Origin of the sequence: Prevotella lacticifex, from assembly GCF_019973375.1 — a bacterium.
In the GTDB taxonomy this organism is placed as follows: Bacteria; Bacteroidota; Bacteroidia; order Bacteroidales; family Bacteroidaceae; genus Prevotella; species Prevotella lacticifex.
Window position 1 is genome coordinate 409,902 of the sequence record NZ_BPTV01000002.1, and the last position, 20,116, is coordinate 430,017.

The 20,116-nt window shown below is 50.4% G+C and carries 18 protein-coding genes; 4 read left to right on the forward strand and 14 right to left on the reverse strand.

Features of this window, described 5'->3' with window-relative positions; all coding sequences use genetic code 11:
• Positions 1-515: 515 nt before the first annotated feature.
• From LDN30_RS12175 to LDN30_RS12230, 12 genes are all read right to left on the reverse strand, one after another.
• On the reverse strand, positions 516-1,868 hold the full coding sequence (locus LDN30_RS12175; protein WP_223929649.1) for a PP2C family serine/threonine-protein phosphatase: 1,353 nt from the start codon (positions 1,866-1,868) through the stop codon (positions 516-518).
• Between the two features lie 35 nt (positions 1,869-1,903).
• A complete protein-coding gene (locus tag LDN30_RS12180; RefSeq protein WP_223929651.1) occupies positions 1,904-2,152 on the reverse strand; it encodes a hypothetical protein in 249 nt (82 codons plus the stop codon).
• 29 nt (positions 2,153-2,181) lie between these two features.
• Positions 2,182-3,390 (reverse strand): GDP-L-fucose synthase family protein, encoded by a 1,209-nt coding sequence (locus tag LDN30_RS12185; RefSeq protein ID WP_223929653.1) that lies wholly within the window; start codon positions 3,388-3,390, stop codon positions 2,182-2,184.
• A gap of 264 nt (positions 3,391-3,654) precedes the next feature.
• Entirely contained in the window at positions 3,655-4,047 is a 393-nt protein-coding gene (locus tag LDN30_RS12190; protein WP_223927665.1) for an endonuclease domain-containing protein, read from the reverse strand.
• 91 nt (positions 4,048-4,138) lie between these two features.
• A complete protein-coding gene (gene gmd / locus LDN30_RS12195; protein WP_223927663.1) occupies positions 4,139-5,233 on the reverse strand; it encodes a GDP-mannose 4,6-dehydratase in 1,095 nt (364 codons plus the stop codon).
• A gap of 60 nt (positions 5,234-5,293) precedes the next feature.
• Positions 5,294-6,349 (reverse strand): mannose-1-phosphate guanylyltransferase, encoded by a 1,056-nt coding sequence (locus tag LDN30_RS12200; protein ID WP_223929654.1) that lies wholly within the window; start codon positions 6,347-6,349, stop codon positions 5,294-5,296.
• A 105-nt stretch (positions 6,350-6,454) separates the two neighbouring features.
• Positions 6,455-7,951: a xylulokinase gene (locus tag LDN30_RS12205; RefSeq protein WP_223927659.1), complete on the reverse strand. Its 1,497-nt coding sequence runs from the start codon at positions 7,949-7,951 to the stop codon at positions 6,455-6,457.
• 120 nt (positions 7,952-8,071) lie between these two features.
• The gene (locus tag LDN30_RS12210) at positions 8,072-8,392 is read right to left on the reverse strand and encodes a hypothetical protein (RefSeq protein ID WP_223927657.1); all 321 of its coding nucleotides are present in this window, start codon (positions 8,390-8,392) and stop codon (positions 8,072-8,074) included.
• Between the two features lie 97 nt (positions 8,393-8,489).
• A complete protein-coding gene (locus tag LDN30_RS12215; protein WP_223927655.1) occupies positions 8,490-8,774 on the reverse strand; it encodes a winged helix-turn-helix domain-containing protein in 285 nt (94 codons plus the stop codon).
• Between the two features lie 141 nt (positions 8,775-8,915).
• Complete coding sequence (aspS, locus tag LDN30_RS12220; protein WP_223927653.1) at positions 8,916-10,682, reverse strand: aspartate--tRNA ligase; 1,767 nt, start codon at positions 10,680-10,682, stop codon at positions 8,916-8,918.
• Between the two features lie 150 nt (positions 10,683-10,832).
• Positions 10,833-11,537 carry a DnaJ domain-containing protein gene (locus LDN30_RS12225; RefSeq protein ID WP_223927651.1) on the reverse strand — a complete coding sequence of 235 codons (705 nt, stop codon included), beginning with the start codon at positions 11,535-11,537 and terminating at the stop codon, positions 10,833-10,835.
• Positions 11,538-11,926: 389 nt separating this feature from the next.
• Positions 11,927-12,547: a cation diffusion facilitator family transporter gene (locus LDN30_RS12230; protein ID WP_223927636.1), complete on the reverse strand. Its 621-nt coding sequence runs from the start codon at positions 12,545-12,547 to the stop codon at positions 11,927-11,929.
• Positions 12,548-12,809: 262 nt separating this feature from the next.
• Between LDN30_RS12230 and LDN30_RS12235 the strand changes: the two genes are divergently transcribed.
• Positions 12,810-13,871: an FMN-binding protein gene (locus LDN30_RS12235; protein ID WP_223929655.1), complete on the forward strand. Its 1,062-nt coding sequence runs from the start codon at positions 12,810-12,812 to the stop codon at positions 13,869-13,871.
• 724 nt (positions 13,872-14,595) lie between these two features.
• Here LDN30_RS12235 and LDN30_RS12240 read toward each other — a convergent pair.
• The gene (locus tag LDN30_RS12240) at positions 14,596-15,525 is read right to left on the reverse strand and encodes a glucosaminidase domain-containing protein (protein WP_223929657.1); all 930 of its coding nucleotides are present in this window, start codon (positions 15,523-15,525) and stop codon (positions 14,596-14,598) included.
• A gap of 26 nt (positions 15,526-15,551) precedes the next feature.
• Positions 15,552-16,937, reverse strand: coding sequence for an IS110 family RNA-guided transposase (locus LDN30_RS12245; protein WP_223929659.1), 1,386 nt, complete (start codon positions 16,935-16,937; stop codon positions 15,552-15,554).
• Between the two features lie 424 nt (positions 16,938-17,361).
• On the opposite strand from LDN30_RS12245, the gene LDN30_RS12250 reads away from it, so the two are divergent.
• The 3 genes from LDN30_RS12250 to LDN30_RS12260 all read left to right on the forward strand — a co-directional run bounded on the left by LDN30_RS12250 (position 17,362) and on the right by LDN30_RS12260 (position 20,035).
• Complete coding sequence (locus tag LDN30_RS12250) at positions 17,362-17,703, forward strand: 2-amino-4-hydroxy-6-hydroxymethyldihydropteridine diphosphokinase (protein WP_223929661.1); 342 nt, start codon at positions 17,362-17,364, stop codon at positions 17,701-17,703.
• 18 nt (positions 17,704-17,721) lie between these two features.
• Positions 17,722-18,417 carry a tetratricopeptide repeat protein gene (locus tag LDN30_RS12255; protein ID WP_223929663.1) on the forward strand — a complete coding sequence of 232 codons (696 nt, stop codon included), beginning with the start codon at positions 17,722-17,724 and terminating at the stop codon, positions 18,415-18,417.
• Between the two features lie 268 nt (positions 18,418-18,685).
• The gene (locus tag LDN30_RS12260; protein ID WP_223929664.1) at positions 18,686-20,035 is read left to right on the forward strand and encodes an ATP-binding protein; all 1,350 of its coding nucleotides are present in this window, start codon (positions 18,686-18,688) and stop codon (positions 20,033-20,035) included.
• The last annotated feature ends 81 nt before the right edge of the window (positions 20,036-20,116 follow it).

Here is a 20,116-nt window from a genome sequence, read left to right on the forward strand (position 1 = left end):
ACCATAGCCGCATGCATAAGGGAATCAAAAACTATCGCGATTGGGCGTTGGATGCAAGAATGGGTCAAGATGGCAGAAATGAGACCAAGGCGACAAGAGACTTGGACTATGTGTATGAAATTGTTTATTTCGTAAACCCTATAGCCTCCAATAAAGCATCATAAGCAAAAGCCATGAAAGCGGCGTTCATGGTTCGTCAGTAAAAATATAAATTAAAGAGCGAGAGATTCGATAGGAAAAGACTTGAAAGAATCATACAATAATGAGACAGATTACAATAGGCTAATTGTAACAATCAGATTGCCAAAGGTTAGGAGTAGAAACTCTTCTGATGGAAACTGGAGTGCAGAGAAAATCAATGGATGCAGGGTGTTAGCTTGGGATTGTCCGTAGAAATGATAATCCGACAGCCATTCACCTTGCATCCAATGAACATTGCGTCAAAATTATTGAACTTTATCCGACAACCGTACCGGATTCAGAAGTTCTATAAATTTATCCTCGTTAAGTCAAAGTTATTGAGCCTTATCCGTCGACGATGCCGGTGCGTCAGTGCTCGGAGTTTCCTTTGTGGCCGATTTTGCTGGTTCTGATGTTGTGGAATGCTCCGGCTCTGTTGTGGTAGGCTCATTTGACTCAGTCGGTTCTGTTGTCGTCGACGGCTCAACGTCAGAGTTATAGCTGTTTTCATCAGCTTTCTTATGATGAGTCTCTACCGGCATCGTGCGCTCCGGCTCAGCTATGGCACTGTCGGGAATTATAGCCGAATCGGCAGGTTCCGACACTGGTGTAGCCGTAGTATCTACTTTCTCCGGCTCAACAGCGGTAGTGTCGACGGGTGCTTTCCGCGGCGACGACGAGTTGAAATACCACAGCATTCCGGCGGCTATAGCGAGGACGACGATTGCAGCCACAAGGACGACCATTCGGGTATTTGTCTGTCGGCACTCATCCTCATACTGGCTTATAGGCCGCGGCGAGTGCTTCTTCTGTGCGAGAGGCTTTGCCGGGGTCGCCCGTTTCGGTGTTTCCGGCTGCTTTTTCGGTTTATCTGTCTTTGGCGTTACGGCCTCAGTCTGCGGTTTCTCTACCCCACCCTCGTCGACGGGAGTCCCGACTTCAGCCTCATCATCCTCACTATCAAGGTCATACTGGCTGTTTAGCGGCTTCACCGATTTGATTTCAGGGATTACTATTGTCCGTCGCGCCGATGCCTCACTACCATCATCACCTATGACACTTGCCACCTTTATGAACATTGCGGCATGGTTATCCTTGACATCGGCAGTCGACGACCGCAGGATATTTCGTTTTTTATCATTTGATCCCTCCTCGGAGAAGAACTGGCACACACCGTCGCTATCGTATTTTGCCATCATTCCCTTTGTGCAGAGATAAAGGAAATCGCCTGGCAGGACATCGCTGCTATGATAGATCAGCGGATTGTCGAGGGTTACTTTCTCGCTTCCACTGTTCTCATAAACCACCCGTTTGGCCGATGGTCTTATCTGGAAAGCACGACAGTTGCCTGCACTGACGATAGTCATTCCCTCGGGATGCAAACAAAGCATCACCAGACTGATACCGTTCGGCAGGGCATTAGTGTCGGCTGCGCGGCATGTGTCAATAGCAGCGCGAATGTCATCATCTGAAATCTCACCACTTGCCGAGCGATAGCGTCTGAAGTATCCCGAGATACTCTTTATGACATCTTTACTTGTCAGCCCATTATCGGCTTTTCCGCTACTTACGATAAAGATTCTGTCGGCCTGGTCGCCCTCCCCTTTTGGCGGATAGATATTATCGAGTTGAGCAGCCTGCTGTCCGTTTTCCCAAATAGCCTGGGGTTCATTAATCTCTATTCTCATTTCTGTAAAATTTCAAATTATTAGTCGTAAGCCCGTCAGTTCATCACGCCCGGGTATGCTTTTTCAAACTTTATTATGCTGTCCTTTGGGAAACAGATCTTGCACGGATGGAGTCCAATCTCCATGGCGTCAGGTATTGTTATCTCGCCCAGTTCACCGTCGCAGTCGCTAAGTCCCTTGCACTGAGGTGTCCGGTGGAATGCATCACCCTTCAGCCCCGTGCAGATATATACGCTGGTAGGCTGTTTGGTCGATGCACATCCACAGAGGAGTAACAAGCTCAAGATCAATATGTTTCTACGTTTCAAGGACATTATTCTTTCAGTGAGTTCTGGTACCACCGATACAGTTTCTCTACGCCCTCCTCAATCTCGACCTTATGATGCCATCCGAGGCTATGGAGTTTCGAGACATCGATGAGTTTCCGCGGGGTGCCGTTAGGTTTCGACTTATCCCATGCCAGTTCGCCCTCGAAACCCACTGTGCGTATGACGAGGTTGGCTATCTCCTTGATAGTCATTTCCTTTCCGGTTCCGACGTTGATATGGCAGTTGCGAATTTCTCCGAGCGAAGGTATTGCCCCACCCCGTCCTTCGGAGTTGTTGCGGTTCACCTCACCGTCGGTTCGTACGCCATAGAATACGCTCGAATATTTCTCTATACCAATAATATCGGAGAAGTCGACATTAAGCAGGATATGCACTGATGCATCGGCCATATCCTCACTCCACAAGAACTCTCTCAGCGGTGATCCGTCGCCCCAGAGAGTCACCTTATTATTCTCTATGCCGTAGTAAGCTAAAGCCTTGAGAATGCGGTCTTTATCGCTGTTTCCGTCAACATTTCCGTCGCCGACGATTTCCTGTAGTTTAGCCGGTGGATTTATCGGCCGTTTGTTCATGTCGACCCGGATAGCATCCCAGTTGTCGTCGTGGATGAGTTTCGAGAGATAAACCTTTCGCATCATTGCCGGCAGTACGTGACTGTTCTCAAGATGGAAGTTATCGTTAGGCCCGTAGAGGTTTGTCGGCATCACGGCGATGTAATTGGTGCCATACTGCAAATTGTAGCTTTCGCACATTTTCAGTCCCGCAATCTTTGCTATGGCATATTCCTCATTGGTGTATTCGAGGGGCGAAGTAAGCAGAGCATCCTCCTTCATCGGTTGTGGCGCATTCTTAGGGTAGATGCACGTAGAGCCGAGGAAGAGCAGTTTTTTCACATGATGCTTATACGCCTGTTCTATCACGTTACACTGGATCTTCATGTTCTGCATGATGAAGTCGGCGCGATAGAGCGAGTTGGCCATTATTCCTCCCACGAACGCAGCCGCGAGAACGACGGAGTCGGGGTTCTCCTCGTCGAAGAATTTCTTCACTGCCAGTTGGTCAGTGAGGTCGAGTTCCTTATGTGTGCGACCTACAAGATTATTGTAGCCGCGTTGTTTCAAGTTATTCCAAATCGCCGAGCCCACAAGTCCGTGGTGTCCGGCAACGTAAATCTTCGAATTCTTACTAAGCATAATCTGAAGACCCTCTAAATCCCCCTTAGGGGGACTTGGTGTTACCCAAGACATGATTTGAGGGTCGTTTTAATTTTATTAAGACCCTCTAAATCCCCCTTAGGGGGACTTGGTGTTACCCAAGACACGATTTGAGGGTCGTTTTAATTTTATTAAGACCCTCTAAATCCCCCTTAGGGGGGACTTGGTGTTACCCAAGACACGATTTGAGGGTCGTTTTAATTTTATTAAGACCCTCTAAATCCCCCTTAGGGGGACTTGGTGTTACCCAAGACATGATTTGAGGGTCGTGTTAATCTTATTATATGTATTTTTTATATCGTAAAGTACCTCTTCGTTAGTGAAGCGGAGAACTTTGAAGCCTTGCAACTCAAGCCACGCCTGACGAGCAGCATCATCATCTATTTGTCTTGGCTCGGAATGGTATCCGCCATCAACCTCTATGATAAGTTTTTTCTCTAAGCAAATGAAATCAACGATATACATTCCGATAATGTATTGTCTTCGGAATTTAACGCCAAGAGAGCCTCCTTTGAGAAATGTCCATAAAACATTCTCAGCCTCTGTCATATTATTGCGGTTTTCTTTGGCAAATTGCTTAAGCAGACCATAATAATACGGATCGGCCAATTGTGGATATGGACTTTTCCCCTTCATAGAACAGGCTGATTGTAGCAAGAATCTTATAATAGTCTATATAGCTTTTCGGTGGGCTCAAAGTCCCCCTAAGGGGGATTTAGAGGGTCTTCTACTTGACGATTCCTTTCTCAAGATATTCCTCAAGGTTCACTCGAACTTTAGCAGCGGCATCGTCGGCAGCAACTTTCTTCATATCGCTGTCGACCATAATCTTTACGAGCTCCTCAAAGCTGGTCTTGTTTGGATTCCAGTTCAGCTGCGCCTTTGCCTTTGTCGGGTCACCCCAGAGGTTTACGACATCTGTGGGACGGTAGAAATCGGGCGACACCTCGACGAGCACCTTTCCCGTGGCCTTGTCGATGCCTTTCTCGTCAGCCCCTTCGCCCTTCCACTCCAGCTCGATGCCCACATCGTGGAAAGCGAGAGTGGCAAACTCACGTACGGTGTGCTGCACGCCCGTAGCAATAACGAAATCGTCGGGTTTGTCGTTCTGCAGAATCAGCCACATACACTCCACGTAATCCTTGGCGTAACCCCAGTCGCGGCGGCTTGAGAGGTTGCCGAGGAAGAGTTTATCCTGTTTTCCCTGCTTGATACGTGCGGCAGCAAGGGTAATTTTCCGCGTTACGAACGTCTCACCTCTGCGCTCACTCTCATGATTGAAGAGTATGCCGTTGCATGCGAACATATTGTATGCGTCGCGATATTCCTTAACAATCCAGAAACCGTACTGCTTGGCTACAGCGTAGGGACTGTATGGATGGAACGGTGTGTTCTCGTTCTGAGGCACTTCCTCCACCTTTCCGTAGAGTTCCGAAGTGGAAGCCTGATAAATACGGCAGGAGTCGGTGAGACCGCACACGCGTACAGCCTCCAGGATGCGCAACACGCCGACAGCGTCGACATCAGCGGTGAACTCCGGTGAGTCGAACGACACCTGCACATGGCTCTGGGCCGCAAGATTATATATTTCGGTCGGTCTCACCTTGTCGATGACACCTACTATCGACATCGAGTCGCCGAGGTCGGCATAATGAAGATGGAAGCCTTTCTGTCCCTCCAGATGGGCTATGCGCGGTCTGAAGTCGACCGACGACCGCCTAATGATGCCATGCACGTCATAGCCTTTCGAGAGGAGGAGCTCCGAGAGGTAGCTTCCGTCCTGTCCTGTGACACCAGTGATGAGTGCAACTTTTCTTTCCATTTCTCAGTGAATGTCTATTTCGAGTTATAATATTGTTTTGGCGGGTGACCGCCACGATATTTAATTTTCGTTAGAGAACTGCTTAATACGCTGTTCCTCCGACAGTTTGCATATCAGCAGCACACCGTCGTGCTCAGCCACGATATATCCGTCAAGTCCCTGAACGACAACCTTTTTCGCGCTCTGTACGTTGATGATTGAATTCTTCGTGTCGTAAACATCGACTTTCGAGCTGATGACGGCATTGCCATAGAGGTCCTTCTTACTCTGAATGAGCAGTGAGCCCCACGTTCCAAGGTCACTCCATCCGAAGCTTGCCGGACAGACGTAAATCTCGTCGGCCTTCTCCATGATGGCATAGTCGACGGAGATATTCTCACAATCGGGATAAACCTCATTGATGACGGCCTGCTCCTCCGGTGTTCCGAGCTTGTCGCGAATCTTGTCGAAGATACGTGCTATCGATGGCTCGTAGACGCGGAAAGCATTGATAATCGTCGATGCGCTCCAGATGAATATTCCCGAGTTCCACAGGAAGTTACGCTGCTGGATGTACTTTATTGCCACATCGAGGGCAGGTTTTTCCCTGAATTTCACCACACGGAAAATCTCCTTGTTGCGTGCGCACGGTGCCGACAGGTCGGCCTCAATGTATCCGTAGCCGGTTTCGGGCCTTGTAGGCTTCATGCCAAGAGTTACAATAGCGTCGCTCTCGCCGGTGAACTTCAGGCACTGCGCTACGACACGGCGGAACTCCACCGGGTCGGTGACGAGATGGTCGCTCGGTGCCACAACGATATTTGCTTTCGGGTCCATGGCCTTTATCCTCCAGCTCACATAAGCGATGCACGGGGCGGTATTGCGGCGGCACGGTTCCTTGAGAATATTGTTCTCAGGAATTTCCGGCAGCTGTTCGTGGACCAGTTTGGCGTATCTCTCATTGGTCACGACCCATACGTTCTCCGGACTACATATTCCTTCAAAACGGTCATAGGTCAACTGGAAAAGCGTACGTCCGACGCCTAACACATCAATAAACTGCTTTGGCAACTCGGCAGTGCTCATCGGCCAGAAACGACTGCCTACGCCGCCGGCCATTATTACGAGGTGATTCATATTTCCTTTTTATTCAACTGATAAGTGTGGCAAAGTTAATAAAAAAAAACAAAAAGATGGCATCATCTGTCACCTTTTTGTTTTTTTATATGTTCAACCGTTTGATTATGCCTGCTCAGCGACTTTCAGCAGTTTCTTCCAGCGCTCATAGGCTTCGAGATACTTGTCTCTGTTCTTTGCGTCAGGCTCTACGACGGCAAGCTTCTTCAGGGTGCCGAATGCCTCATCATTGTCCTTGTATAGTCCGCACCCCATCCCAGCAGCCTTGGCGGCTCCGGCAGCGCCATCGGTGTCGTAAAGTTCTATTGTTGCTCCACTGACACTTGCGAGGGTATCGCAGAACAGCGGACTGAGGAACATATTGGCATGACCGGCATGTATCTTCCTGATATCCATGCCCATAGCCTTCATTATCTCCATGCCGTAGCAGAACGAGAATACTATGCCCTCCTGAGCGGCACGAACGATGTGGGCCCGGTTGTGCTTGTTGAAATTCAGGCCATGGATGGAGCAGTTCACCTCCTTGTTTTCCAGCACCCTCTCTGCACCGTTGCCAAACGGTATAACTGTCACTCCGTCAGCACCTATGGGCACCGTGGCCGCAAGGTCGTTCATCTCGGGGTACGACAGGTCGGGAACCACATTGCGGTGCACCCATGCGTTGAGGATGCCCGTGCCGTTGATGCAGAGCAGGACGCCGAGACGGTTGGTATCGGTAGTATAGTTTACATGGGCGAAAGTATTCACCCTCGATTTCGGGTCGTAGTTGACATCGCCGAGAACGCCGTACACTACCCCACTCGTTCCTGCCGTCGAAGCTATCTCGCCGGGGTTAAAGACGTTGAGCGACACTGCGTTATTAGGCTGATCACCAGCACGATACGACACAGGAGTGCCCTCCTTCAGTCCGAGTTCCTCAGCGGCAGCCGCCGTCACACGTCCCTGGACGCTGAACGTAGGCACCACATCGGGCAGCAGACTCTCGTCGAAACCGAAGTAGTCGAGGAGGAATTTGGCTGTCTTTTTATCCTTAAAATCCCACGCGATACCCTCCGAGAGGCCTTCAATAGTGGTCGTTATATCGCCCGTAAGCTTCATGGCGATATAGTCGCCGGGCAGCATAACCTTGTATATCTTAGAATATAGTTCGGGCTCATTGTCCTTCACCCACGCAAGCTTGGCGAGGGTGAAATTGCCCGGCGAGTTCAGCAGATGACCGAGACAGCGGTCGGCACCCAACTCGTTGAAAGCTTTCTCGCCATAGCCAACGGCACGTGAGTCGCACCAGATGATGCTTGGGCGCAGCACGTTCTTATCCTTGTCGACACACACCAGCCCGTGCATCTGGTACGAGATGCCTATGGCCACCACGTCGTCGGCGGTGGCGCCAGTGCGCTTCATGATGTCGGCCAACGACCGCTTGGCGTTATCCCACCACATCTGAGGGTCCTGCTCGGCCCATCCGGCCTTGACAGCGGTTATAGGAGCCTCACTTTCAGGATAATGGGCATCGGCAGCCACCACACCCGTAGCGGCATCAACAAGGGACGCTTTCACACTGCTGCTCCCGACATCGAGTCCTAATAAATATCTTTTAGACATAGAAATAAGTAGTTATTTGGTTAAGTAATTAAGTTGTTTTAATCAGTTTTAGAGTTGAGTTAGCAGAAAAATAATACGAGAGAGCGAGAAGATTAGATACAACTTCGAAGGCACCGTCACTCAAAAGAGGCTCAGACTCCGGTCCTCGACCTTCTTCGTTTTTTCCTCATTAGTGTCAGAGAATTTCAGGCGGAGCTCCTTCACGGCTTTCGACCTCGTATTCAGCCGATAAGTGGCGTACCCCACTTTCTCCACCGTATCGTCGGAGCGGCGGCTGTGGTAGGTCAGATAGCGTTGCACGGCCCGGCTGATAGTCTCCTTACTTTCAGTATCGAAAAAGGAATTGCGGGCGTTGAAAACGTGGCGCGCAATCTTGCGTACAGAAAGTCCGCTGTCGCCGGCCTCCTGCAACACAATGAATATATCCTTCTCGTACTTCATATTTATCTTCCAAACATATTGTAAGAAAAAAAAGAGCTCGTCCCTATAACCAGAACGGCTCTTTTTTTATCTTCTTGCAAAAGATGCTGACGCGAGGTTAAGCGAGTGTTACCTTGCCGTCCTCATCCTTGATCTTGCCCTCCTTGAAGAGCCATCCAATACCAACGAGGACCTCATCCTCAGAGATATTTTCATTCTTTGCAATCTCAGCAACTGTCAGAGGTCCCTGAGCAGCAGCAAGAGCCTGATAAACATCACCAGCCTTTGAACCGGCGTTTGCCCATGTCAACTCGACAGCCTTTACAGCTTTCTTTGCGGCAGTCTTTCTTGGAGCAGCCTTGCGAGCTGTCGTTGTCGTTGCTTTTGTTCTCTTCTCTGTCATAACTTTACTAATTTTTATTGTATAAATAATATAAAATTATTATTCTTTATTTGGATTGCTGCAAAATTAATGAATTTGTTTCAAAAATCAGCATCTAATAATGAATATTATCACAGAAATTTACGACAAAAGCAACATCTGTCAATTTTCTTGATGTAAGTCAACCTTTATTTGCAGTTCGTCGAGCTGTTTCTGGTCGAGTTCGGCCGGAGCGTCGAGCATGACATCACGTCCCGAATTGTTCTTCGGGAATGCAATGCAGTCGCGAATGCTGTCGAGACCGGCGAGGATGCTCACGAAGCGGTCGAGACCGAAGGCCAGACCAGCGTGAGGTGGTGCTCCGTACTTGAAGGCGTTCATAAGGAATCCGAACTGTGCCTCGGCTCTCTCGGGAGTGAATCCGAGCACCTCGAACATCTTCTCCTGCAATTTGGTGTCGTGGATACGCAGCGATCCGCCACCCACTTCGATACCGTTGCACACGAAGTCGTAGGCCTTAGCGCGCACGCGCTCCGGATGCTCGTCGAGCAGTGGAATATCGTCGGGATTAGGCATGGTGAACGGATGGTGGGTAGCCATCAGCCGCTGTTCCTCATCGCTCCACTCGAAGAGTGGGAAGTCGATGATCCACAGGCACTTAAAGGTATTCTTGTCGCGCAGTCCGAGACGGTCGCCCATCTCCAGACGCAGCGAGCAGAGCTGCACGCGGGTCTTGTTGGCGTTGTCGCCCGAGAGGATGAGCACGAGGTCGCCGTCGTTGGCGCCCGTCACCTTCTTCACCTCAGCGAGGGTTTCGGCCGAGTAGAACTTGTCGATGGAACTCTTCACGGTGCCATCGGCGTTGTACTTGATGTACACGAGGCCCTTGGCGCCAATCTGCGGGCGCTTGACGAAGTCGGTGAGCTCGTTGAGCTGCTTACGGCTGTAGCCGGCACAGCCCGGCACGACGATACCGCCGATATATTTGGCCTCATTGAACACCGAGAAGTCGCCCTTGCCGTCGAAGGTGTCCTTCAGTTCGACGAATTCCATACCGAAGCGCAGGTCTGGCTTGTCGCTGCCGAAACGGCGCATAGCCTCGGCCCATGTCATCTGCTGCAACGGCTTTGGCAGGTCTACACCACGAATCTCCTTGAAGAGCATGCGGCACATCTCCTCGAAGAGTCCTATGACATCCTCCTGGTCGACGAACGACATCTCGCAGTCGACCTGGGTGAACTCCGGCTGACGGTCGGCACGCAGGTCCTCGTCGCGGAAGCACTTCACAATCTGGAAGTAACGGTCCATGCCGGCCACCATGAGCAACTGCTTCAGGGTCTGCGGACTCTGCGGCAGGGCGTAGAACTGACCCGGATTCATGCGCGAGGGCACAACGAAGTCGCGTGCTCCCTCCGGTGTCGACCCGATGAGCATCGGGGTCTCAATCTCCATAAACTGGCGTGCGTCGAGGAAGTTACGGATGAGGATTGTCATCCGGTGGCGCAGTTCGAGGTTCTTTCTCACGCATGTGCGGCGCAGGTCGAGATAACGGTATTTCATCCTCAGGTCGTCGCCGCCGTCGGTATTATCCTCGATGGTGAACGGTGGTGTGAGCGACGGGCTGAGCACGTTGAGTTCCTTGGCCACAATCTCAATGTCGCCGGTAGGCATCTTGTCGTTCTTGCTCTGGCGCTCGCTGACCGTGCCCTTGACCTGAATGCAATATTCACGTCCAAGGGTGTTGGCCTTCTCAAAGAGAGGCTTGTCCACGGCTTCGTTGAAAGCCAACTGTGTTATTCCGTAACGGTCGCGGAGGTCGACGAAAGTCATTCCTCCCATCTTACGCAGGCGCTGCACCCATCCGGCGAGGGTTACCTCCTTGCCGGCATCGCTGAGTCGCAGCTCTCCACAAGTATTAGTACGATACATATTATATATATATAATGTATTATTTTATATTCGAATGCTGTCAGTACAATTTGCAAAGGTAGTGATTATTTTCAAGAGGACAAAATAAAAAAACGGAAATAACAAAGCTTAATTTTCTTCTCTGTTATTTCCGCTTACTGCTGACAGCCGTCATCCGGCCGCCTTCATCTGCTCGAGGAGCTCGCGCTGACGGTCGTTGAGCTGTGTGGGCAGGGTGACATTAAACGAGATGATAAGGTCGCCGTATGTGCCGTCGCCCCTGTCGTAGCCTTTGCCGCGCAGGCGAACCTTAGTGCCGTTCTGGGTGCACGGTTTAACCTTCAGCTTGAACTTATGACCGGTGCTGAGCTGGATTATTATCTCGCCGCCGAGGAGTGCCGTATAGAGGTCGATGTTCACCTTGGCGTCCATCTGCCCCGTACTGCGCCGCCCGCCACCGAAGTGGAAGCTGCTGCCATGGGGCGAACCCGCATTGCCGAAGAGGTCCTCAAAGAAACTCGAGAAGCCGCTGCCACCATGTGAGAAACTGCCGAAGTCGAATCCGCCGAATGGATCGCCTCCGCCACCGGCACCACCGAAGCCGCCAAATCCGCCGCCCTGACCGCCACCGGCCTGCTCGAAGGCCTCGGCGTCGCGCCAGCGCTCACCATACTTGTCATATTTAGCTCGCTTGTCGGGGTCGCCGATGACGGCATAGGCCTCGTTGAGAGCCTGGAATTTCGCCTTGGCCTTCGGGTCGTTAGGATGAAGGTCGGGGTGAAACTGTTTCGCACGTTTCCTGTACGCCGCCTTGACATCCTTCTGCGGAATATCGCGGCTGACGCCCAAAATCTTGTAATAATCAATGAATGCCATAATCAATCCTCCTTGTCATTTTTTTATTCATCCCACAACAAAAAGTGTGCCGAGCAAGGCCCGTGGCAGAAATATATGCAATTATCTCGACGAGGCAAGCTGATGCAGATCGCGCAAGAGCTACATCGTGACCGCCAACCCGCCACGGATTGAATCCTAATGAGATAGATTCAGCATGGGGAGAGCCCTAACAAACATGTAAAAATAATTCAGAACAGAATTCGTTTCCATCCCCGACTCTTATCCACTGATATTCAACGACTTACCAATAAGGGCCATTTCGCATTGCAAAACAGGCCGAATGAGGACGCAAAACGGTCCGTTTCACGCTGCGAAACGGACCGTTTTAGAAGCCCGAATGGTCCATACCAGAATGGTGTAAAAATATTTCACTGTTTTGTTATCAGCGCCACAGCCGTCTGGTGGAGGAGTTTCCATGCCCAGCGTATGACGACGCAGGCGGCAATGAGGGCCACGGCGGCATCAATGAAGGTGATGTCCCAGAGCATGGCACAGACGAGTCCGATGATGACACCGAGCTCAGTGAGCAGGTCGGAGAGGATATGAAGGTAGGCGGCGTGGCTGTTCAGGTCGGCATGATGATGGTGGAGGGCCGAGGCACAGATGCCGTTGGCCACCAAGCCGACGGCAGCTACGGCGAGGGCCTGACCGGTGGCGATGTCGACATGCGGACCACGGAGGCGCTCGACGGCCTCACCGATGATGAAGAAAGCCATGAGAAGGAGGAAGATGCCGCTCGTCCACGCACTGAGCGAGAGAATCTTATCACCGTCGTAATGGTCGTTGCCCTTCTTCTGCAGGCGGCGGACAAGGACGTAAGCACCCCAGTTAAGACCGAGAACAAGGACGTGGGAACCCATGTGGACACCATCGGCGGTGAGAGCCATAGAATGGGAGTAGAGGCCTACACCCAACTCAGCCACCATGACGATGAACGTAAACACGACAACGAATGCCGTGCGCTTCTCACTCATTTTCCTCTGATTCATTTCCATGTTATCCGTTGCGATATATTTATAAAAGGAGGACAAAGGTAATAAAAAGTCGTGGAACCACAAAGATAATTGCTTGTAAAATGTTCATTATTGGAATGTTAAACAACCAAAAGGTCGAATAACAAACGTTACACCGACCGTACCAAAGTACAGCCGACGGCAATTTTTTTTGTAATTTTGCACTCGGGACGACGAAATTACGCCCCCATACAATTACACATTATTATATATAGGATAACAACAGGAACGAACGACAATGAAGAAACTCCAACAGATACTCATCATCCTCACCGCCTTCGCCGTGATGGCCGTGGCAGCATACAACCGCAACGGAAAGGTGTGGGGACACGATTTCAATACTGCCGACACGGCCACGAAAGCTGCCGCCGCCGACACCATGCGCACGCTCGCCGACGGCACCATCGTCGTCAACACCACGGGTCTGGCTAAGGACGTCAGCGGATTCGGCGGACCGGTGCCCCTCGAGATCTACATCCGGAACGGGAAGGTCAGCAAGGTGGTGGCACTGAAAAACTCGGAGACGCCCGATTTCTTCAGCCATGCATCGTCGCTGCTCACCCGGTGGAACGGCAAGAGCATCGACGAGGCCGCGAAGATGAAGGTCGACGGGGTCAGCGGGGCCACTTTCTCATCGCGTGGCATCATCGGTAACATGCAGCGCGGACTGCAATATGCTGCGAAGAACGCCAAGGAGCCGTCGCCGTTCGACGCGATGGACCACAGCGCCAAGGGCATCGCAGCCCTGATAGTGGTTCTCCTCGCTGCCATCGTACCGCTTTTCTACCGCAACAGACGCTGGCGGACGGTGCAGCTCGTGCTCAATGTCGGTATCCTCGGACTGTGGTGCGGAACGTTCTTGAGCTGGGCCACATTCCTGAACTTCGCGGCTAACGGCATCGACGTGCTCGCGGCACTTGTGCCCGTGGTCATGCTCATCACGGCTTTCGTCTATCCACTCTTTGGGAAACGGCAATTCTACTGCACCCACGTTTGTCCTTTCGGGTCGCTGCAGGAGCTCGCCGGACGGACAAACAGCAGAAAATGGAAGATGAGTCCGACGCTGATTCGCCGACTGAACTTCTTCCGTGAACTTCTCTTTGCCGTCCTCATGGTCCTCATGGCGACGGGAGTCTTTGCCGAATGGGCTGACTATGAACTCTTTACAGCTTTCGCATTCCAGTCGGCAAGCATCGTGGTCATAGTCCTTGCCGTGGTGTTCGTGGTGCTGTCGGTGTTCGTGCCGAGACCCTACTGCCGCTTTGTCTGTCCCACGGGATCGCTCTTCAAGCTCTTCTGACGACGGCTTTTCTCTCTGTTTCAGGAAGGATTGCCATTGTCAGAGCCGATCTTCAAACTCTACAAACGGCATAAGGCACTCTATTTCTTGGTCCCATTTATGAGAGAGTTTGTATCCTTTTGCAGTATTCGGATAGGCTTAGTTTGGAACCGCCGCGACCAACTAACATAAAACGATGTAGTCGTGGACGGCCACAAGGGCCGCACCCTGCAAGTGGATCATTAACGTACGCCCGCTGTTCAAAATTCAAGCTGCAACGTTATGAACAATCTTTTAGGCTCATTGAATATTTTCCGTGGGACCAAGTTGAGAGGAAATATAAATCTTTATACTGTCATTATCGCTCTGGCATTTACAAACGGAAAAGAGGAAAGATAGTTCATAGCGTATAGAGAGTCTGCTATGCTGCTTGTGTTCTGCTGAGCGGTACAATATTTATGCGCCTTGGCGCAATTGATTTTATGCGCTTAGACGCAATTTTATGCAAGGCAATTTTCGTCATAGGTAGGCTTTAACCCCGTTAGGGGTGGGTGTGGAAGTGATGGGACAGACTGCGAGCTTGCTCGCAAAGGCTGCCCCATCACTCCCACACCATAGCTCCATCGGGAGCTAAAGTCTGCCTATGACTATTTTCCTTGAGTTTTGGACCTCGCTAACCAATTAAAAATCCGTAACCAGAAAGATTACAAATATCGGCCCACGGGAAATATCCAGTGCGGCGGCATCAGTAAACGCGTATCTCGTCGCCGACATGCACTTGATACTGGCTGCGCGCGAGTTGTGGGTTCTTCTTTATCAGACTCTTCAGCCGGACACCGTAGAACTGGGCTATGCCGTAGAGGCTGTCGCCGGGACGGACGTAGTGGGGATGGTTTTTATACTGCTTGGGAGCACGCTTGCGCTTCTTCTTCAGCCATATAATCTCGCCCACCTGGAGGTTGTCGCGGTATTTCCGCTCGTTCCATTTTGCTATCTTCCGACCAGAGATTCCTATCTCCTTGCCGATGGCCTCGAAGGTGTCGCCGCGACGGACCTTGATATAGTAGTTGTCGTTATACCTGCTGATGGAGTGGAGAACGCCCTGCGGAGTGGCGGGCCGGTCCTTCTCGGCCCGTTTGACCATGAACTTATCGTAATTATGGGCCTGGTCGTACTGATAGAGCTTATAGAGCTCAATGATGTCGATGAGCTGCTGGGCATAGCGTGGATTAGTGGCATAGCCGGCAGCCTTCAGGCCGTGGGCCCAAGCGCGATAGTCGGTGCGATCGAGGGTGAACAGGCTGCTGTAGCGGCGGCCACCACGAAGGAACAGGCAGTGGTCCTCGTAGCTCTGCTGAGCATTGTCGTAGGCACGGAAACACTCGCCCACGGCATCATCGTTATGATATACCGTGCGCCCCGTCCAGCCGTGACACTTTATGCCGAAGTGGTTGTTGCCCTTGAGGGTCAACTCGCTGAAGCCCGCGCCACTCTCCAGTACGCCCTGGGCAAGGGTGATACTCGCCGGAACGCCATACTGTAACATCTCCTGAATGGCAAGGTCCTTATACTGGTCTATATAATTCTGATATCTCGAGTTCCAACGATACTTCGGACCTGCCACAACATGTGTCACGAGCGCAAGCAGAAGAATCACTGAAATTTGTCTTTTCATCCAATTTATATTTTTCTTCTATATAACTAATCAGTGCCATCCGTTACCTTGAGCCCAGATTGAGCTTGCTCATTCTGTAGGCGAAGAATCTTTGCTTGAAGCTTTTTAATTCTTCTTTCAAGAGTTTTCTCCTTGCTTTTGGCATATATTGACACGTCATATTCTTTTTTGTTTTTGACCATCGTATAGAAGATTCCCGCCATTTTCTTGCCTGTAGCAACCATTGCCTGTAAATGGCCGCTTCTTGCCTTGATGTGGCGGAAGTAATCTCCCAACGGTTCGTTTGATCTCCATAGCGCATTGGCGCACTGTCTGAACACCTGTCCCACAGGATTGTTCTTGTTGGGGACTTTGCTCGAAAGCAGCTTCCCACCGGAGATTTTATTGTTCGGCACCAGATTCGCCCAACTTTCGAAGTGCCTTGCGTCAGGAAATTTCTCCACGAAGTCCGGCCCAAGTTCCGCAAGCAGCCGAAGTGCGGAGTTCTTACTCATCCCCGGCATGCGCATTACATTGACCCCCCAGGCGTTGTAGGCATACTGCTCTATGTCAAAGCTGACATCGTTGTGCAGCTGCTTCTGCTTCTTGCTGCGTTCCATAGCCGCAGCCTTGTCCGCATCCACGCTTGCAGAGTAACGGTTGACCAATTCCTCTATCTTTGCCTCGGTGTCCTTGATGAGGTTTTTGTAGTAATGGTACAGGTCATCGCTCTGCTTCATGATGAAGAGGTGGTCCTCGTCCCATGTCGCCTGGAGGGATGCCTTTATCTCCTCCTTGCTCTTCTTGCACCGCCAGTCTGCCAGCCCCGCAAGCCTCTCGGGGTCACGCTCGCCGTCAAGTATTGCCTTGATGATTGCCTGGCCGGACTTGCCCAGTATGTCGCTGAAGGCGTTGTCCAGCTTCAGGTTCATCTGCTCCATCTCCTTCTGCAGGTGCAGCACCTCACGGCTGCATGACTGTATCAGGTTGTCCCTGTGCCTTACCAAGTTCCGAATCTCACGGGTTACATTGTCAGGCTGGAAACAGGCTTTCAACAGACCGTAAGTATGGAGCGTCATCAACCAATGGGCGTCAGCCTCGTCGGTCTTCTTGCCCGCATAGTTCTTGGCTTCACGGGGATTTACCAGTATCACATCGAACCCGTCACCCTTTAGGACTCGGAACAGGGGAAGCCAGTATACTCCGGTCGACTCCATTACCACCGTGTCTATGCCGCACTTCTTCAGCCATGCGGATATTTCATGCAGGTCTTTCGTGTACACACCGAACGTGCGGTTGCACTTCTCGTCGCGGTCGCTTGGAACACACACCTGCATTTCCTTTGGGGATACATCTACACCTGCAGCGTTAAGATGGACAACTTTGAACTCGCGATCCTTGCCGATTCCATTTTTTCTTCTTACCTTTGTCATCGTGATTGGCTTTTGTTGTAAAACATTGCCAGACCCGACTCCTCTGGACAGAAGTATTCTTCTATAAGGCCTCCTACGGCACAATCGTTTGTCTACTAGGAGACGGAGCCACGCTGCAAATTAGGGTCTGAGCCCTACTAAGAAACTGGCTTTAGCTTGTCTGGCGCAACAAAGCTAATCACTTTTTAGTGAAAATCGTAATGTTTGAGCGCTTTTTCAAATGCGTTCGAAGAACGCATCCCCCAGTTATATCGTGCCTTTGTTTTAAAGACCTCTAAAAGTTTGCTGCAAAAATACAGCAATTGATTTAAAATACAAAATAATATCATGATTTTTAATACAATATATTCAATGGTGAAATATTGTGAAAATAAAAGCACAAAATACCTTTGTGATGTCTTATTTTTCTACTAACTTTGCAACCATGAAAGTAATAATATCCCTCGGTTCAAACTTGAATCAAGAGGCGAACATACAACGTGCACGAGAAATATTAAGTCATCTGATTCCGGATGCTGTATTCACCGATCCTGAATGGACCGACCCCATAGCTGAGAAAGACCGTCCCGCGGGAACGGAGAAATATCTCAACTGCCTCGTCGAGGGTCACGTCCACCTCACGGAGCGCCGCATCATCGCCAAACTCAAACAGCTCGAGATGTCGATGGGCGACAACCACGAAAACCATGTCAAGGGACTGGTGAGCATCGACCTCGACCTCATACAGTATGGCGACCACAAGGTAAGGGAACTTATCTGGAAATAAATGCGCCGGCGGAATGTCTTGCATTTCCTCGTTTTATCACTGACAGTGGCAGTGCTGATGGCACTTTGCCCGTCGCAGGCAGCGGCACAGCAGAAAGCTACCGATGCCGACAGGCTCGGTATGGCTCTCGAATACTTCCAAAGTGCTAAGTATCACGAGGCTTTGCTGATTTTCCAGAAACTTGACAAACAGTATAAACTGAACCCACGGTTCAAGGCGTATATGGCCTTGTGCTACTATTATGAGTGGGATTATAAGAAGGCGGTGGGCTATTTCGAAAAGGTGCTCCCACTGCTCGGGGGGCTCTCGCCGCAAGAGCTCAGCGTCTACCACTACGCTGCCGGCGAAAGCTATTTCCAGCTCCACATCTACGATAAAGCCTTGGCTTATTTCTCCCGCGACCTCAAACTCTGCTATGACCGTGAGAAAGGCGATATTTACTACCGCATCGGCCTTTGCCACATGTTTCGCGAGGAATGGCAGGAAGCCTACGACAGCTATTCCCTCGCCGAGGATTATTACCTCCGCTACCGCGACACCACCACCCTCAAGGCCCGCCTCGCGCAGATAGCTAACATGAAGCGGGGCTGTCAGCCGGGGATAGCACGTGATATCGACAAGATTCGCAGCGGCATCCTCAAGCAGCACCCATCCACCACCGCTCCCGTCGTGTCGCCCTGGCCCGCAACAGTCGACGACAGCCTCTGGCAGTAAGAAGCTTCCCTGTAGCTTTATAGTTCTCATATAACCCCCTATAGTTTCTATAGCCTGACAGCCACCCACCTACCTAATATTCTCCCTATAGTTTGTATAGCTACTATAGCCCCTATAGTTTCCTATAGCCCCTATAGTCCCCTATAATTGCCTATAGCCACAACCACAACAGATGCCCCCTCAATGGAAAAATGTGATTATTTAGCCAAAAACATTTGGAAAAATGTGATAAAAGTACTATTTTTGCATGGAAAAATGTGATGCAACTATGAAATTACTCAGACGAAAGATAGACAGATTTCTTGAACAATGGAAGGCTGATGCGAACCATAAACCTCTGATAGTTAGAGGTGCACGGCAAATTGGCAAGACCGAATCCATCCGACAGTTTGCCCGCACTCACTATGCTAATGTCGTTGAAATCAACTTTGTATTTCAAAAACAATATAAGCAGATCTTCAGCGACGGCTATGAAGTGGACCAAATTATCAAGAATATATCACTGATAGACCCTTCGATTACTTTTCCCGACGGCACGCTATTTTTCTTCGACGAGATCCAAGACTGCCCCGACTGCGCCACAGCTTTGAAATCGTTCCGGTTGGACGGACGCTATGATGTCATCTGCTCAGGTTCGCTTATGGGACTGTATTACAAGCAGATAGAATCAAATAGCGTAGGCTACAAGCAGGACTATGAAATGCATTCTATGGATTTCGAGGAGTTTCTTTGGGCCAAAGGGTACAATGAGACGCTGACAGCCGATTTGTTACAGCACATGATAGAGGTGAAGCCTCTTTCCGAGACGCAGATGAAAGTACTGATGGACATCTTCAAGGACTATATGATCGTAGGAGGCATGCCCGAAGTCGTCAGCACTTACATCCGCCAGGGCAATTTCAGCGGTACACTTGAGCTCCAACGCCAGCTGCTCTTGGACTATGAAGAGGACATCACAAAATATGCGAAGGAAGGTATAGAACGCGCCCGGATTCTGAGCGTTTTCAGACACATATCCGTATTCTTGGCCAAAAACAACAAAAAATTTCAAGTTTCAAAGATTGCTACAGGAGCACGGAATAGAGAATATATCGGCAGCGTGGAGTGGCTGGCAAATGCCGGAATCATAAATCCCTGCTACTGCATGGAAATACCGGAATTGCCGCTAAAGGGCAACTACAATCCCGCACAATACAAAATTTACTTCAAGGACACTGGCTTGCTGATTGCCTCGCTCGACGAGGAATCGCAGGAGGACCTTCGTGGGAACCGCAACTTCGGCACATACAAAGGTGCAATCTATGAGAACATTGTCGGCGATATGCTGGTTAAAGCCGGATACGGCTTGTATTATTACCGCAATGAGAAAAGTACTTTAGAGATGGACTTCTTCATCAGGGATGCCCGCACGCTCATACCCGTGGAGGTAAAATCGCAAGACAGCAGCACTAAGTCGCTCGTAAAACTCATTGAGAGCGAGCGTTATCCGGATATCCACTACGGCATAAAACTGGGCTATCGTAATATTGGATTCAACGGTCAGTTCTATACTTTTCCCTACTTCCTCACTTTCCTGTTCAAACCTTTCCTGCGAGAAAGAGGGAACGCAAACCAATAGCCAGACATCCGGAGCAGATCAATTTTTTTAGTGTTTACAAAAGAGGGGGATAGTTACAAGGCACATGGATAATCTCAATAA

Bases quoted from the DNA above. Each gene is read 5' to 3' on its own strand.
- LDN30_RS12175 (WP_223929649.1), bottom strand. From the start codon at position 1,868: ATGAGAATAGAGATTAATGAACCCCAGGCTATTTGGGAAAACGGACAG.
- LDN30_RS12185 (WP_223929653.1), bottom strand. From the start codon at position 3,390: ATGCTTAGTAAGAATTCGAAGATTTACGTTGCCGGACACCACGGACTT.
- LDN30_RS12190 (WP_223927665.1), bottom strand. From the start codon at position 4,047: ATGAAGGGGAAAAGTCCATATCCACAATTGGCCGATCCGTATTATTAT.
- gmd (WP_223927663.1), bottom strand. From the start codon at position 5,233: ATGGAAAGAAAAGTTGCACTCATCACTGGTGTCACAGGACAGGACGGA.
- LDN30_RS12200 (WP_223929654.1), bottom strand. From the start codon at position 6,349: ATGAATCACCTCGTAATAATGGCCGGCGGCGTAGGCAGTCGTTTCTGG.
- LDN30_RS12205 (WP_223927659.1), bottom strand. From the start codon at position 7,951: ATGTCTAAAAGATATTTATTAGGACTCGATGTCGGGAGCAGCAGTGTG.
- LDN30_RS12210 (WP_223927657.1), bottom strand. From the start codon at position 8,392: ATGAAGTACGAGAAGGATATATTCATTGTGTTGCAGGAGGCCGGCGAC.
- LDN30_RS12215 (WP_223927655.1), bottom strand. From the start codon at position 8,774: ATGACAGAGAAGAGAACAAAAGCAACGACAACGACAGCTCGCAAGGCT.
- aspS (WP_223927653.1), bottom strand. From the start codon at position 10,682: ATGTATCGTACTAATACTTGTGGAGAGCTGCGACTCAGCGATGCCGGC.
- LDN30_RS12225 (WP_223927651.1), bottom strand. From the start codon at position 11,537: ATGGCATTCATTGATTATTACAAGATTTTGGGCGTCAGCCGCGATATT.
- LDN30_RS12230 (WP_223927636.1), bottom strand. From the start codon at position 12,547: ATGAATCAGAGGAAAATGAGTGAGAAGCGCACGGCATTCGTTGTCGTG.
- LDN30_RS12235 (WP_223929655.1), top strand. From the start codon at position 12,810: ATGAAGAAACTCCAACAGATACTCATCATCCTCACCGCCTTCGCCGTG.
- LDN30_RS12240 (WP_223929657.1), bottom strand. From the start codon at position 15,525: ATGAAAAGACAAATTTCAGTGATTCTTCTGCTTGCGCTCGTGACACAT.
- LDN30_RS12245 (WP_223929659.1), bottom strand. From the start codon at position 16,937: ATGACAAAGGTAAGAAGAAAAAATGGAATCGGCAAGGATCGCGAGTTC.
- LDN30_RS12250 (WP_223929661.1), top strand. From the start codon at position 17,362: ATGAAAGTAATAATATCCCTCGGTTCAAACTTGAATCAAGAGGCGAAC.
- LDN30_RS12260 (WP_223929664.1), top strand. From the start codon at position 18,686: ATGAAATTACTCAGACGAAAGATAGACAGATTTCTTGAACAATGGAAG.